This window comes from Absiella sp. AM09-50, from assembly GCF_003433845.1.
Classification (GTDB): domain Bacteria; phylum Bacillota_I; class Bacilli_A; order Erysipelotrichales; family Erysipelotrichaceae; genus Hoskinsella; species Hoskinsella hominis.
Genome location: NZ_QVFI01000022.1, coordinates 53,094 through 68,324, shown reverse-complemented (window position 1 = coordinate 68,324; position 15,231 = coordinate 53,094). Strand labels below are relative to the sequence as shown.

The following is a 15,231-nucleotide window of genomic DNA, read 5'->3' as shown; positions in this document are numbered from 1 at the left end:
GTATTCAGTACGTTTTAATTATTTGTACTGTCTACTTTTGAGAATCGTATCAAATTGAGTGGCTTTTTCTTAAAAAAAAGAAATGTAATGTTAAAGAAAAGAACTTCTAAAAAAACAATCGAAAAAATGAGCCAAAAATTGAGCCCAAAAATGAGCCGAAAAGTGAGCCGAAAAATTTATTGACTCAAAAATAACAAAATAATTGATTTATATGAGCCGGAACTATATTCGGCTCTTTTTTACGTTATTCACGCATTGACATTATGAGTGATGTTTATGTGTGTTGTGGTAATTAAATACGCTATGCAAAAGAAAGCGAGGTTGATCCTTGATGAACAATGATATTTTTGAAGATATGTTTGATCTTTTGAAATGTGAATATCTATCAGATTTACATTTTAAAGACATACAAGTATTTCAAAAACTAAAAACAAGCAATTATGAAAACTATACACTGCTTAACTTAAAAGACTTTTTTCAATATGTATTTCAAATAGAAATTCATAGTTATGAAGATATTAAAAAATTTTTAAATCAAGAAACAATGGAGGAAACAAAATGAGAAAAAGAAACATTTCAGTTATCACTAGACTGAATAAAAAAGAACAACAACATTTAAAAGCGATGGTCAAAAGATCTGGTTTATCTCAAGAAGCCTATATTCGTCATCTGATAAATGGTGTCATTCCTAACGATGCTCCATCACCTGATTATTTTAGTATGATGAAAGAACTTCATGCGATTGGTAATAACTTAAATCAGATTGCATCGAAAGCACATCGCTTAAATGTGATTGATGTTCAGGAATATGACAAAGCAGTTCGTCTGTTTGAAAAAACAGTAAAAGATATTACGAACGCTGTTATCACACCTAGAAAATATTGATATGGCTACTACTGCAATTTGGAAAGTGAAAGGCTGGTTAGGAAAAGTTTTGATCTATGCAGAAAATCCTGAAAAGACAGATAATCCTGCTTTTTACCAAAATGATAATTTAACCCAAGAGGAAAAACAAGGACTGCATGATGTTATCCATTATGCAATGAGAGAGGAAGCAACCACTTCCACTACTCTACAAGAACGATTTGTCAGTGGTGTGAATTGTTCACCAAACACCGCAAGAGAAGAAATGCTCGCAGTAAAAAATCGTTATGGGAAAAACGAAGGTATCGTTGCATTTCATGGGTATCAATCTTTCGCAGAAAATGAAATCACTCCAGAAATGGCACATGAAATTGGTGTAAGGTTAGCCAATGAATTATGGGGAGATCGTTTCCAAGTAATTGTCGCAACACACTTAGATAAAGAAAAGCATTTGCATAATCATTTTGTCTTAAATTCAGTTTCTTTCATTGACGGATACCGATACAACGATTGTAAAGCTACCTATCAAAAAATGCGTGATACTTCAGATCGATTATGCAAAGAATACAATTTATCTGTCATTGAAGATCCAAAAAGAAAACAGTCAAAACATTATGCTGAATGGAAAGCTGAAAATGATGGTGTTCTTACTGCACGAGGTATGATTAAAAATGATATAGATGAAGCAATTGCGACTTCCATTAGTGATAAACAATTTTTCTATAAGCTAAGAGAAAAAGGTTATTACATTAAACAAGGAAAAGACATTACCGTTCGTCCTATTGGAAAAGAAAGAGGAATCAAGATTGCTCGTCATTTTGGTGAAGCATACACTTATCAAGCTATTTGTCAAAGAATATTAGCCAATCCACTGCCTACTCAAAGAAAAACACCAAGTATGAAAAAATCTGTCCATGTACTAAGACTGCATGGCACTTTGTCAAAACAAAGGAAAATCGGTGGTCTGAGAGGTCGTTATCTTTATTACTGTTTTAAGTTAGGAATTTTACCTAAAAACAATTCCATTTCCCCTGCAAGAATGCACTTTTTATTAAAAGAAGATATACGGAAAATGGAAAATATCAGTCAGGAAACAAAGCTGCTTTGTGTCAATAAAATTGATACTTCTGAGCAGCTTTTTTCATATCAATCACAAAAGAAAGAAGAAATGCAAGACCTTATGACAACTCGCAAACATCTTCGTTATCGTTTAAGAAGAAAAACACTAACTGAAGAAGAAAAGCAAGAGTTAAAACATGAGATTGCAGATCTTTCTAAACAGATTGAAGCATTACGAAAGGAGGTGATACTGTGCGACGATATTGCCGATCGTTCGCAAGTGATCAAAGAAAAAATAGAAATTATCCAACAAAATGAACAACCAAAAAGAAAGGAGGAAAAAGTCAATGAACACAGGCGGAGAAGCAGCTGATCAAGTCATTCGTATTTCTTTAAATGGAATGGAAGTTGCGGCTAAAATAAGTGGAAAAGCAGCACTTGAAATTGCCAATATGCTCTATGCAGTAATGAAAGATCAAAAGAAAACCAAAGGCAAGACAAGATTAGAAAACCTGATTAGTACAGGAAAACCTTTATCAGTGTTTACTTTAAAATCTAGTGATCTTGCTAGTTTTCAAAAAGAAGCCAAGAAGTATGGAATCTTGTATTATGCAGTGCGTAATCAACGTTCCAACTTTGATGGCATGGTGGATATTATGGTAAAAACCGAAGATTCATCACGTATCAATCGTATTGTTGAACGCTTTAAATTATCTGATGTCAGTCAAACGGCTCAAGTTAAGACAGATATTGAAAAAACAAGAGCTACGAAAAAACAAAAAGCAGAACAGGAAATTGTCCGTCCAACCAAATCACCACAAACGATTCAAAAGGAAGAACAAGAACTGTCATCACTGCAAAAAGAGGAAAACAGTGTAAACCCCAAAGTGGCAAAGACGACAAAATCCCGTCCGTCCGAGCCTATCTTCAATCCTGTCGTGGAGGGTACTAATGACAAACAAGAAAAGCCCAGTGTACGTGCTGAGTTAAAACAAATCAAAAAGGAATTAGAAAAAGAAACGACACTCAAAGACAAAGACAATGTGAAAGTGAACAAGAAACAAATGCTCCCGAAACATCAACAACCCAAAATCAAAAAGAAAAGAACAAAGGAGAGATAACATATGAGTAATTTTGATGATATTTTTATGGCTGCTGCAAAACAGCGTGAAGAAGAAAAAGAGAATTTTATTAAAGAAAGCAAGGAAAATCGTGAGAAATGCTATCAAATGGCAGATGATAAAGCCAAAGAAATTGCGACAAGCGGTACACAGTTACAAGCCTATTTAGATACTCAGGTAAAATTTCCTATGCACACACCTAACAATGTCTTACTGATCATGCAACAACGACCAGATGCAATCCAAATCGGTGATTCGAAATATTGGAAAGAAAAACATCTTTTTGTAAAAAAAGAAGAACTAGGAAATCCTATTCTCATTATGGAACCGGGGGAAAAATATACAAGAGAAGATAACAGTGTAGGAACGTATTATAATGCGAAAAAGAATTATGATATTACGCAAACAACCGCTAAATATATCAATCGTCAAGATCGTTCTTATGACATCAATGAACTGATTACAGCGATTGCGAAAAACTCCCCTATTCCATTTAACCAAGTTGGTGCAGCTGAATTACCAGAAGGCAAAGGCGCTCTCTACGATCCACAAATTGGCGTGATCAACTTAAGACAAGGAATGGAAAATGGGACTGCAATTTTTCAAGTTGTTACGATGGAACTATCCCATGCATTACTTGCACAAGGAAATCCTGACTATGACAGAAATGTCAATGCACTTACTGCTTTTGCATCATCTTATATGCTTTGTAAAAAATATGGTGTTGATACCAAAGCCTATCATCTTAGTGAAATGAATTCTATTTTTCCGGATATGGAACCCAATGAAATCAAGCAAGAACTTTATACGATTAAAAGAACTGCCAATGATCTTGTTCAAAAATTAGATAAAGATTTAAAGCGTCAAAAAGCACCGATTGAAAAATCACATGAAGCAAGATAGGTATTTGTTATGAAAGAGCCTATCTATACACTTCGATTAAATCGGTTTGAATATGGTGCTATATTCAATTCACTGAATGATAAACGAAATGAACTTATTGCTAATGAACAAGATACAGAACTTGTTGATAACGCATTATTGAAAGTTATTGAAGCCAAAGAACGATGCAAAGGTCGTGATCGCAGTGAAGGAAGATAAGAATGAAACATATCTTGTTCTTTTTCTTGCCGGAGTGATTCCTGTTGTTTGGTTAGCATTGTTATTTGCACCTTATCTTTATGGTGGTTTATCTAATAACTTTTCACAACTCACATTTGCACTTAATCACCCTTTTCAAATTCAATGGGTTAAGGATAGTCCCCGCACTATCCTTTTCTTTTTGGGAATTTATGCAATGGGGATTGCCATATACTACTCCACTAAGAAAAATTACCGACGTGGAGAAGAACATGGATCTGCAAAATGGGGATCGGTGAAAAAGGTCAATCAAAAATATGCCAGTTCAAAAACAAGTGATGATAAAATTTTTACCCAAAATGTTCGTGTCAGTTACAACAGCAGAAAACATCGAAGAAATTTGCTTTCTATGGTAGTGGGTGGTTCTGGTGCTGGTAAGACAAGATTTTATGCCAAGCCTAATTTACTGCAAGCTAACACTTCTTTTGTCGTACTAGATCCAAAAGGAGAACTCACTCGTGATACTGCTTATATGTTGGAAAATCTAGGATATGAAATTCGTGTTCTTGATTTAATCAACATGGATAAGTCATACTGTTACAATCCCTTTGCTTATCTTAGAACAGATAATGATGTACAGAAATTAGTAACAAATCTCTTTAAGGCAACAACTCCCAAAGGTTCGCAAAGCCAAGATCCGTTTTGGGATACAGCTGCTAGTATGTTACTGTTATCGTTGATCTTTTATCTTAAATATGAAGCACCTGAAGATGAACAAAATTTTCCGATGGTTATGGAAATGCTTCGTGCTGGCGAAGTCCACGAAGATGATGACTATTATCAATCTCCACTAGATCAGTTGTTTTATCGTTTGGAAATGCGAGAGCCTGATCATATCGCAGTGAAGTATTATAAAGACTATCATTCCGGTTCAGCGAAAACTTTAAAAAGTATTCAAATCACACTTGCGGCTCGATTAGAAAAATTCAATCTTGAAGCAGTCGCTAAACTGACCGCAACCGATGAACTTGACTTTACTTCCTTAGGAGAACGAAAAGTTGCATTGTTTGCGATTATCCCAGATAACGATACTTCCTTTAATTTTCTTATCAGTATGCTATATACCCAACTGTTTCAACAGTTGTTTTGGTTAGCAGATACCGTTTATCAAGGGACATTGCCTGTTCATGTTCATCTGCTTATGGACGAATTTGCCAATGTGAGTTTACCTGATGACTTTGATAAGATACTTTCTGTCATGCGTTCAAGAGAAGTATCCGTATCCATCATTCTTCAAAATATGGCACAGTTAAAGGCTTTATTTGAAAAACAATGGGAAAGCATAGCAGGCAATTGTGATGAGTTTTTATATTTAGGGGGAAATGAGCAAAGCACCCATAAATATGTATCTGAGTTGTTAGGAAAATCTACGATTGATACGAATACCTATGGGAAAAGTACAGGACATAGTGGCAATTATTCAACCAATTATCAAAATACAGGACGTGAACTATTAACGCCTGATGAAGTGCGTATGTTGGATAATGAACTGGCAATTTTATTTATTCGTGGCGAACGACCGATCATAGATAAAAAATATGACATTATGAAACACCCTCATATTGATATGACTCCAGATGGACATGGAAAGGAATATCATCATGGTGTTGTAAGTGAAGCAGTCGCAGCAATAACTTTTACAAAAGATCTCTCATCTGCAAAAGAAATAGAAACAGAAGAAACGTACATTCTTTTGAGTGATGAAGAAATTGAAGAAATACAAAATAGACAATCAAACAGCAATTAACTTCTTTATAAAAAATTGCTTTATCAGGTGGAGTTGGCAAGTATAGATATACAAGATAACTCCACTTTTTATTTATGAAAACAATAGAAATATGGAGGAACTAATGAAAATGAAACATTTAAAAATGTCAAAAAAGATGAAATGTCTTTTTACTGTTTATGCAGTTTTGGTTTGTTGCATGACATTTGGTGCATTACCTGTCTATGCAGCAGATGATCCACTTACCGTAGTCAATAATCTAAGTGATTTTATCTTTGGATTGATTCGTGCAGTGGGCATGATTTTATTAGGTTTTGGAATCGTACAAATTGGTCTTTCTTTAAAGAGCCACGATGCCAGTCAAAGGGCGAATGGGTTTTTAACACTTGCAGGAGGTGTAATTATTACCTTTGCAAAAGAAATCTTAAATATCATCACAGGCGGATAAGAAAGTGGAAAAACAAAAGAAATATCAAGTCATTTATGCTGATCCACCTTGGAAATATTATGTCTATTCCAAAAAAGGACTAGGAAGAAGTGCAGAACATCATTACCCTACGATGTCGATTGATGAAATTAAAAAGTTGCCCATTCAAGAGATTGCAGAGAAAGACTGTATGCTTTTTTTATGGGTAACTTTCCCTACTCTTTTAGAATCTTTTGAAGTCATTCGTGCTTGGGGATTTCAATATAAAACAGTTGCTTTTGTTTGGATCAAACAAAACAAAAAAAGTGATGGTTTATTTTGGGGTATGGGCTATTGGACAAGAGCAAATGCAGAAATATGCTTGCTTGCAACCAAAGGACACCCTAAGCGAGTATCCAAAAGAGTACATCAAGTTGTCATATCTCATATCGAAGAACACAGCAAAAAACCAAATGAAGTGAGAAACCGAATTGTTGAATTGACCGGTGATGTGCCACGCATTGAATTGTTTGCTCGTCAGACATATGAAGGTTGGGACGCATGGGGAAATGAAGTACAAAGTGATATTGCATTTGACAAAGAGAATGGAGATGATGAAATTGGAATCGGATAATTGGATTGTACAAAACCTGCAAAATGCACTAGATACATGGAACGAAAAACTAGCAGAAATATGGCAGATCATTACGCAATCCCCTGAAAATTTTAAAGGTGGTGGCATATGGGACGTTATCGTACAGATCAATGGTGCATTGATGGCAATCGGACTTGCACTGCTTGTTTTATTTTTTGTGATTGGTGTTATGAAAACCTGTGGCTCTTTTGCGGAAGTAAAGAAGCCTGAACACGCCCTTAAAATATTCATTCGTTTTGTGTTGGCTAAAGCAGTCGTAACCTATGGACTAGAACTGATGATGGCAGTATTCAATATTGTGCAAGGCGTTGTATCAACGATTATGAATGCTGCCGGTTTTGGTGGTGCTACACAAACAGTGCTACCACAGGAAATGGTAAGTGCGATTGAAGATGTAGGATTTTTTGATAGTATTCCGTTATGGGCAGTAACGCTCATTGGTGGATTATTTATTACAGTATTAAGTTTTGTCATGATCATGAGCGTTTACGGACGCTTTTTTCGTTTGTATCTTTATACAGCAATCGCACCGATTCCTCTTTCCAGCTTTGCTGGAGAGCCAACGCAAAATGTTGGAAAATCATTTTTAAAATCATACACTGCTGTATGTTTAGAAGGTGCGATCGTTGTATTAGCGTGTATCATCTTTTCTTTATTTGCAACCTCACCACCAGTAGTAGATACAAGTGCAGCAGCTATTACGCAAGTATGGAGTTATATAGGTGAAATTGCGTTTAATATGCTTGTGCTTGTTGGTGCAGTGAAGATGAGCGATCGAGTTGTTAGAGAAATGATGGGAATATAATTTAGAAAAGGAGTTTATATCATGAAGAATAATAAAAATGAAATCAATATAGAAGATTTTGGTTTTATAAAATATGGTGAATTTTACCATGATGTTCATATTCATCTTGTAAATGGCGAAATATTAACAACTTTGGAAAATGAAGATCTACCAGAAAACAAAACGATATTTCATGAATTTAGAAATACAAAAAATTGCTTTCTTAATATTGTTGTAGGAATAGATGGTTTTGCCTCTATTCCAAAAGATAAGATTCTTTATATAACAGTATGCAATGTGCGTAAGATTTAATTTTCTAGTTAGGAATGATTCATTAAAAATCAACAACAAACTTATCAAGGAATTACTCTAGGGTAGTTCTTTTTCTTATTATGGAGGAGTTTATGGAAGTAAAAGTAAATAAAGAAATACGAAATTATACAGAGTCCATGTATTTTGGACTTTCCTTAAGACAATTTATTTTTTCAATATTAGCCTGCGTATGTGCCGTAGGTTTTTATTTTATCTTTAAACCTTATTTTGGTTTGGAAACATTGTCATGGTTATGTATTCTAAGTGCTGCTCCTTTTGCGGCACTTGGATTTATTAGCTATAACGGTATGACTGCCGAAAAATTTATATGGGTATGGTTAAAGTCAGAAGTCCTGATCCCTAAACAAATCAAATTTGAAAGCAATAATTATTATTGGGAATGTATCCAACCATTTTTAGAAGAAAAACGCAAGGAGGAGTTGAAACATGATTAAGACGCTTTCTTCAATTAACAAACAAGAAAAAGAAAAATTTAAAATACCGAAAAAGGTACAACATATTATCCCTATTGAAACCATATGGAAAGATGGCATATTCAAAGTAGGCAAAAACAAGTTTTCTATGACTTATAAATTTACGGATATTAACTATGCGACCGCTTCTCGTGAGGACAAGGAAGCCATGTTTTTGGAATATTCAGAATTGTTAAATTCGTTTGATAGTGGCGCTACAACTAAGATTACGATTGCCCTTAGACGATTAAATCAGATAGATTTTGAAAAAGAAATCTTACTGCCTTTAAAAGAGGATCGTTTTGATATTTATCGCAAAGAGTATAATCAAATGTTACTAGATAAAGCGATGGGAACAAATGGTATGGTGCGTGAAATGTATGTAACTATATCTGTATTTAAAAAGAGTTATGAAGATGCAAGAACTTACTTTCGTCGAGTAACAACAGATTTAACTTCTCATTTTGCACGATTGGGTGCCAGATGTACCCCACTAGATACCACTGAACGACTTCGTATCTTACATGATTTTTACCGTTTAGGTGAAGAAGTCAATTATACAATGGATTTAGCAAGGCTCATGAAACGAGGACATGATTTTAAAGATTATATCTGTCCTGATAGTTTTGAATTTAAAAAAGATCATTTTAAAATGGGAAATCGTTATGGACGAGTTTTATTTTTAAAAGATTATGCTAGTTATATCAAAGATAATATGATTGCGGAACTAACGGATATGAATCACAATATGATGATGTCCATTGATGTGATTCCAATTCCTACCGATGAAGCAGTACGAGAAGTTGAAAATCGTATATTAGGTGTAGAAACAAATGCGACAAATTGGCAAAGACGACAAAATGCAAATAATAACTTCAGTGCTGTGCTTCCTTATGATTTAGAACAACAAAGAAAAGAAACGAAAGAATTTTTAGACGATTTAACCACAAGAGATCAAAGAATGATGTTTGCAGTTTTAACCTTTGTATTAACTGCGGATACAAAGAAACAACTTGATACTGATACCGAAACTCTACAAACGATTGCACGAAAACATCTTTGCCAAATCGTACCGTTGCATTTTCAACAAATGGACGGTTTGAATACGGTATTACCAATCGGAGTGAGAAAAATTCATGCCCTTCGTACTTTAACAACAGAAAGTTTAGCGGTGCTATGCCCTTTTAGGGTACAGGAAATTATGGATAAGAATGGAATTTATTACGGTGAAAATGCCATTTCTCATAATTTGATTATGGTTAATAAAGAAAATTTATTAAATCAATCGGCCTTTTTACTTGGTGTTCCCGGTGCCGGAAAATCATTCAGTGCAAAAGAACTGATCGTCTTTTTAGCCCTTGCGACCAATGATGACATCTTAGTCTGCGATCCCGAAAATGAGTATAGTTCTTTAATAAAAGCATTAGGTGGAGAAGTAATTCATATTGCCGCTGGAAGTGATGATCATATCAATGCTTTGGATATGGTAGAAGGCTATGGTGATGGAGGAAATCCAATCGTCGATAAGTCTGAATTTGTTTTATCTTTATTTGAGCAGTTAGATAAAAAAGGACTTGGATCAAAAGAAAAATCAATCATCGACCGTTGTGTAGCTTATGTCTACGAAGATTATCAAAATGGTGGAAAACTTCCAACTTTATGTGTTTTAAGAGAAAAATTGTTAGAACAACCGGAAAAGGAAGCAGAAAGTCTAGCTTTATCTTTAGAATTATTTACGAACGGATCATTAAATGCGTTTGCTCATAAAACGAATGTTGATACGAACAATCGTATCATCGTATATGACATCATGGACTTAGGTAAACAGTTAAAGACAATGGGATTATTGGTCATTACTGATGCGATGATCAATCGTGTAACAGATAACTGGCGTAAAGGGATTCGTACTCACTTGTTTATTGATGAATTTCATGTTGTTTTTGAAAATGAATATTCAGGTGCATTCTTCAATAGTGCATGGCGAAGATTTAGAAAACGAAATGCATATCCAACAGCCATTACACAAAATGTTGAGTATTTATTAGATTCCGTATTAGCAAGTACGATGTTATCGAACAGTGAATTTGTTGTGATGTTAAATCAAGCACCACAAGACCGTCAAAAACTTGCGAAACTGTTAAATATATCTGATGAGCAGATGTCGTATATTACCAATGCCGATGCAGGTTGTGGACTGATTAAGTACGGAAGCTCATTAGTCCCATTTATCAATCGTTTCCCTAAAGATACGCTACTCTATCAGTTAATGACAACCAAGCCAACAGATACCCATCATCAAAACAAAGGAGTGAAATAATCTATGGAAAATAAATCATTAGCCGAATATGAAAATATCAAGGAGTTCTTAGAACTTCTTGATTATCATGGCATGAACAATGAAAAGAAGCAGTTAGAATTTATTATTGAATATGTGGACAGTGCTGAAAGACAATTCAATGAAGTTTTACAAGAATTAAAAGATGTTAGAAATGAACTCAATACGATTCAAAGTAAAACGATCAAGGCAACTGCAATACGAGCAGTGGACAATATAACCGATAAAGTTAAGTCGGCTAAAAATACATTGCTTGATATGAAACACCAAATTAAAAATACCATTGATAAAGGACTAAAAGAATTTAAAGAAAAAGGCAAAGACGCTCTCACTTCAACAATGAAAAAGTTAAATATCAAAGGTATGCTGCAAACGATGAAAAACAGTTTTGATCATATCAATCAACAGGCAGATAAAGAAATCGATCATCTTACAAAGTTGGGTGATGAAATTCATGCGGTCAATCATCATTTTAAAAATATTGGTCATGTGATTATGGGAAAACAAGTTCCTAGTGTAAATCCTAGAGATAGCAACAAAGGTATGATCAGTCATGTTCAAAATGCTTTGTTTCATGTCATGGATAAAATGACAACCCTATCTCAAAAAACACAACATGGAATTGAAAAGATAGAAAAACGAGAAACAGAGTTCAAAGAAAAATATTCAGTGAAACAATCCTTGCATGAAATCAAGAAAAATATGACATCTGCCAAATCATCATACAAAGAAATCAATCATGAACGAGGGTAGAGCTTATGCTCTCCCCTATTTTTTAGGAGGAATACAACATGAAAATACAGTTTAAATCAAAAGAACATAAAATGTTTTATGAAAACATGATGAAGCAATGTTCAAAAAACGATTCTTATCATCGTTCTTTATTCTATACACTGGGTATTAGTCAAGATTGTCGAAAACATATACAAGATTTATATGATGTTCATAATGATAAGATTGTACTTGATGGACTTCATCAAGATTGGCAAACATCAGGTTCTATGCGTACCACACTGCTTGCTTTTAATCTTTGGAATGGTTTTACATTAGAAAATACGGTAGAAAGTACACCTTATGATTTGTTTCAATCAGAGGATTGTACTTTTTATTTTGAGGCAGTCAAAGTAAGGTATCCTGAGTATTGTCGTGAACATCAAAATCAATTAAGAGAAGAACGATAATTATGTCAAAAGATATCAAGACAAGAACAGTTTTTAAAGATGTCAAAACGATCGATAAAGCAAAAATAGCATCTGAACATATTCATCATGCAACAATAAAATCAAAAGAACAGTATGAAGAACATACTTCGCAAAAAGAACATACACCGCACGATTATGCAGTGAATAAAACGAGTGAAAAAGTGCCACGATATACAAAAAATATCGTTATCAATGCGAGGGTTAATGAAAAATGCTATCGAAATCACAAAAAAGAAAAGAATACGATAAAAGCACTACAAAAAGAATATCAAAACAGTGTTTCACCTGTTATGCAACAAGATAAGCAAATCAAAAACAAAGCACATAAAACACAATCTGTTTTTACAAAGAATCGTATTATCAAAACTAGACGAATAAATAAAAAAGATATTAAGACAACAGATAGCAAAGGAATTAAGCAATTTATCAAAGCACCAAAAAAAGATAGAAAAGTATCGGTAAAGATACCCTCTCAAAATAAAAATGTAGCCAAACAATATGCAATACAGTCTATGAAGAAATCAAAAGAATCTGCTTCTGCTATGAAACAGGTTGCCATGAAATCATCAAATTATGCAAAGAAGATAAGCAAAGCAACAACTTCAGCATTAAAGAAGATGATAGAAAGTGCTAAAGAAGTATATCTATTTTTATCGGCTATTGGCAGCGTTGCCTGTTTGTTTATCTTAGTGATTGCACTTATCGGTGGGATTTTTATGAGTAGAGGAAATTCATCTTCTGGTAATGCTCAATTATCACAAGAAGTCATTGCCTATACACCTCTTATTCAAAAGTATGCAGATGAATTTGAAATTCCTTTATATGTCAATGCCATTCAAGCTATCATGATGCAAGAATCTGGTGGTAAAGGAAATGATCCTATGCAGTCATCGGAATGTGCATTTAATAAAAAATATCCAAATACACCAAACGGAATTACTGATCCGGAATATTCAATCAAGGTTGGAATCGAAAATTTTGCGGACTGTATAAAACGAGCAAAGTGTAAAGATCCATTTGATATAGAAAATCTTTCTTTAGCATGGCAGGGATATAATTATGGCAATGGCTATATCGAATGGGCAGTTAAAAACTTTGGTGGGTATTCGCAAGCCAACGCACAAGTATTCTCTGAAGAACAAGCCGCAAAACATGGTTGGAGCAGTTATGGTGATCCTGAATATGTTCCTCATGTCATGCGTTATTATCAGTTCGCACAACTTGGAACGGGAAATAGTCAGTTAGTCAATATTGCTTTAACACAGTTAGGTAATAAAGGTGGTATTCCTTATTGGTCTTGGTGGGGTTATTCATCACGAGTAGAATGGTGTGCGATCTTTGTGAGTTGGTGTTCTGAACAATGTGGAATGCTTCAAGATGGTTCGATGCCTAAGTTTGAAAATGTTACTGTTGGTATGAACTGGTTTAAAGAAAGAAATCAATGGTTACCACGAGGAACTGTACCAAATGAAGGAATGATTATTTTCTTTGATTGGAACAATGATAATCATTGTGATCATGTAGGTATGGTCGAAAAAGCAGAAAATGGTATTGTTTATACTGTGGAAGGCAACTCTAATGATGAAGTAAGAAGAAACACTTATTCAGTTAATAGCAATGTCATTATGGGCTATGGAACCATAAAAAAATAGTTCTAGGAATGTGCCTAGAATTATTACATAGTATCAGGTTTGGTATTATAAAGTTTGAAAGAACAAAACAGTAAATAGTAAAGCCTGTCGAAAGTTTTCTTTAAAATAGTATGTATAAAAAGAGGATTTAACATCAAATTGTAAAGTGTCTACTCTATTGTGTAGAAATATTTTCGTTTTATGATATTTGTAGTCTTATATAGTACAAGTGAATTTATAATTTCTCCTATAAAATTAACATTTAGGAGGAATTGTTATGACAAATAAATATGCATATATTCGAGTTTCAAGTAAGGATCAAAATATTGATAGACAAGTAGAAGCAATGCGTAATATAGGGATTTTAGAGAAAAACATGTATATTGATAGACAATCAGGTAAAAATTTTAATCGCAAGAAATATCAATCGTTATTAAAAAAATTAAATTCAAATGATGAACTGTATATTAAATCGATAGACCGATTAGGAAGAGATTATGATGAGATACAGGAACAATGGCGATACCTTACAAAAGTAAAAAATATCGATATCATTGTTTTAGATTTACCATTGTTAGATACGAGAAATCAAGTGAATGGAATAACGGGTAAATTTATTGCGGATTTAGTGTTGCAAATTCTCTCTTATGTAGCACAAGTAGAGCGTGAAAATATAAAACAACGACAAGCAGAAGGAATACGAATAGCAAAAGAAAAAGGCGTTCAGCTTGGTCGACCACCGCTTCCTATTCCAAAAGAATTTGATGAAATTTATCAGTTATGGAAAAATAATAAAATCAGTAAACGTGAAGGTGCAAGACTGTTACATACAAATCATAATACTTTAACTAAGTGGATAAAAAAACATGAAAAAAATTATAAATTATAACATTTTTTGTAAATAAAAGTACACAATTTTTACCAAATTATTGTTTTTTGGAAAATTATGTATTATCATATTAAATGACTTAATAAGCCATATATTTAAGCTTAGAAGATACTGGTAAAAAATGTGTACATTATGAACCATTAAATAAAAGGTTGAGAAATCTTTTTATTTTTAAATTTAAACACACCTTACCTTATCAGGTTATATAAAGGGGGAAGTCAATGCAATTAAACATTACAACAGACTATGCAATTAGAATTATTTTATATCTATCTACAAAACAAAAAAAGATTACATCAAAAGAATTATCAGAAAATCTATGTATCCCTCAACACTATATATTAAAAATAACAAAGAAATTAGAAAATGCTCAATTAATTCATACATATAATGGAAAAAATGGAGGTTTTTCTATTGCTAAGGATAAATCTGAAATTAGTTTATTGGATATTATAGGTACGATGGAACCTACTACTAAAATTAATCGGTGTTTAGAGCCGGATAAATATTGTAGTCAACGCGCAACAGATTATTGTCCTGTTAGAAAGACTTATTGTTTTCTACAAAGAATGATGGAAGAAAGATTATCTTCAATTACTGTTAAAGAAATATTGGATCAATAGTGCATTATAAG

At 33.5% G+C, this 15,231-nt stretch carries 18 protein-coding genes; all 18 read left to right on the top strand.

Annotation, left to right across the window (positions count from 1 at the left end; genetic code table 11):
- Positions 1-331: 331 nt before the first annotated feature.
- The 18 genes from DW114_RS15995 (at position 332) to DW114_RS15910 (ending at position 15,220) form a co-directional block, all read left to right on the top strand.
- Entirely contained in the window at positions 332-562 is a 231-nt protein-coding gene (locus DW114_RS15995) for a hypothetical protein (RefSeq protein ID WP_054322374.1), read from the top strand.
- A complete protein-coding gene (locus DW114_RS15990; RefSeq protein WP_054322373.1) occupies positions 559-885 on the top strand; it encodes a plasmid mobilization protein in 327 nt (108 codons plus the stop codon). Before DW114_RS15995 ends, DW114_RS15990 begins: the two co-directional genes overlap by 4 nt.
- A 1-nt stretch (position 886) precedes the next feature.
- Positions 887-2,296, top strand: a complete 1,410-nt coding sequence (locus DW114_RS15985) for a relaxase/mobilization nuclease domain-containing protein (RefSeq protein WP_117454733.1) — start codon at positions 887-889, stop codon at positions 2,294-2,296.
- The gene (locus tag DW114_RS15980; protein ID WP_054322371.1) at positions 2,271-3,044 is read left to right on the top strand and encodes a PcfB family protein; all 774 of its coding nucleotides are present in this window, start codon (positions 2,271-2,273) and stop codon (positions 3,042-3,044) included. The genes DW114_RS15985 and DW114_RS15980 overlap by 26 nt, the downstream gene beginning before the upstream one ends.
- Before the next feature lie 3 nt (positions 3,045-3,047).
- A complete protein-coding gene (locus tag DW114_RS15975) occupies positions 3,048-3,947 on the top strand; it encodes a hypothetical protein (protein WP_054322370.1) in 900 nt (299 codons plus the stop codon).
- 9 nt (positions 3,948-3,956) lie between these two features.
- Positions 3,957-4,145 (top strand): hypothetical protein, encoded by a 189-nt coding sequence (locus DW114_RS15970; protein WP_054322369.1) that lies wholly within the window; start codon positions 3,957-3,959, stop codon positions 4,143-4,145.
- Complete coding sequence (locus tag DW114_RS15965) at positions 4,132-5,931, top strand: VirD4-like conjugal transfer protein, CD1115 family (protein WP_117454732.1); 1,800 nt, start codon at positions 4,132-4,134, stop codon at positions 5,929-5,931. Before DW114_RS15970 ends, DW114_RS15965 begins: the two co-directional genes overlap by 14 nt.
- A 109-nt stretch (positions 5,932-6,040) precedes the next feature.
- Positions 6,041-6,358 carry a glutamyl-tRNA amidotransferase gene (locus DW114_RS15960; protein ID WP_178695077.1) on the top strand — a complete coding sequence of 106 codons (318 nt, stop codon included), beginning with the start codon at positions 6,041-6,043 and terminating at the stop codon, positions 6,356-6,358.
- Entirely contained in the window at positions 6,339-6,950 is a 612-nt protein-coding gene (locus DW114_RS15955) for an MT-A70 family methyltransferase (protein WP_054322367.1), read from the top strand. The genes DW114_RS15960 and DW114_RS15955 overlap by 20 nt, the downstream gene beginning before the upstream one ends.
- Positions 6,931-7,776, top strand: coding sequence for a hypothetical protein (locus DW114_RS15950; protein ID WP_117454735.1), 846 nt, complete (start codon positions 6,931-6,933; stop codon positions 7,774-7,776). The genes DW114_RS15955 and DW114_RS15950 overlap by 20 nt, the downstream gene beginning before the upstream one ends.
- 21 nt (positions 7,777-7,797) lie before the next feature.
- The gene (locus DW114_RS15945; protein ID WP_054322366.1) at positions 7,798-8,067 is read left to right on the top strand and encodes a hypothetical protein; all 270 of its coding nucleotides are present in this window, start codon (positions 7,798-7,800) and stop codon (positions 8,065-8,067) included.
- Between the two features lie 92 nt (positions 8,068-8,159).
- Positions 8,160-8,522, top strand: a complete 363-nt coding sequence (locus DW114_RS15940; RefSeq protein WP_117454731.1) for a PrgI family protein — start codon at positions 8,160-8,162, stop codon at positions 8,520-8,522.
- Entirely contained in the window at positions 8,515-10,857 is a 2,343-nt protein-coding gene (locus DW114_RS15935; RefSeq protein ID WP_117454730.1) for a VirB4-like conjugal transfer ATPase, CD1110 family, read from the top strand. Before DW114_RS15940 ends, DW114_RS15935 begins: the two co-directional genes overlap by 8 nt.
- Before the next feature lie 3 nt (positions 10,858-10,860).
- Positions 10,861-11,628: a DUF6674 family protein gene (locus DW114_RS15930; protein ID WP_054322365.1), complete on the top strand. Its 768-nt coding sequence runs from the start codon at positions 10,861-10,863 to the stop codon at positions 11,626-11,628.
- 38 nt (positions 11,629-11,666) lie between these two features.
- Complete coding sequence (locus tag DW114_RS15925; RefSeq protein ID WP_207732764.1) at positions 11,667-12,056, top strand: DUF6075 family protein; 390 nt, start codon at positions 11,667-11,669, stop codon at positions 12,054-12,056.
- A gap of 2 nt (positions 12,057-12,058) precedes the next feature.
- Complete coding sequence (locus DW114_RS15920) at positions 12,059-13,729, top strand: lysozyme family protein (RefSeq protein ID WP_117454729.1); 1,671 nt, start codon at positions 12,059-12,061, stop codon at positions 13,727-13,729.
- Between the two features lie 256 nt (positions 13,730-13,985).
- Entirely contained in the window at positions 13,986-14,597 is a 612-nt protein-coding gene (locus tag DW114_RS15915; protein WP_117454728.1) for a recombinase family protein, read from the top strand.
- Positions 14,598-14,818: 221 nt separating this feature from the next.
- Positions 14,819-15,220 (top strand): RrF2 family transcriptional regulator, encoded by a 402-nt coding sequence (locus DW114_RS15910; RefSeq protein ID WP_054322364.1) that lies wholly within the window; start codon positions 14,819-14,821, stop codon positions 15,218-15,220.
- Positions 15,221-15,231 lie beyond the last annotated feature (11 nt).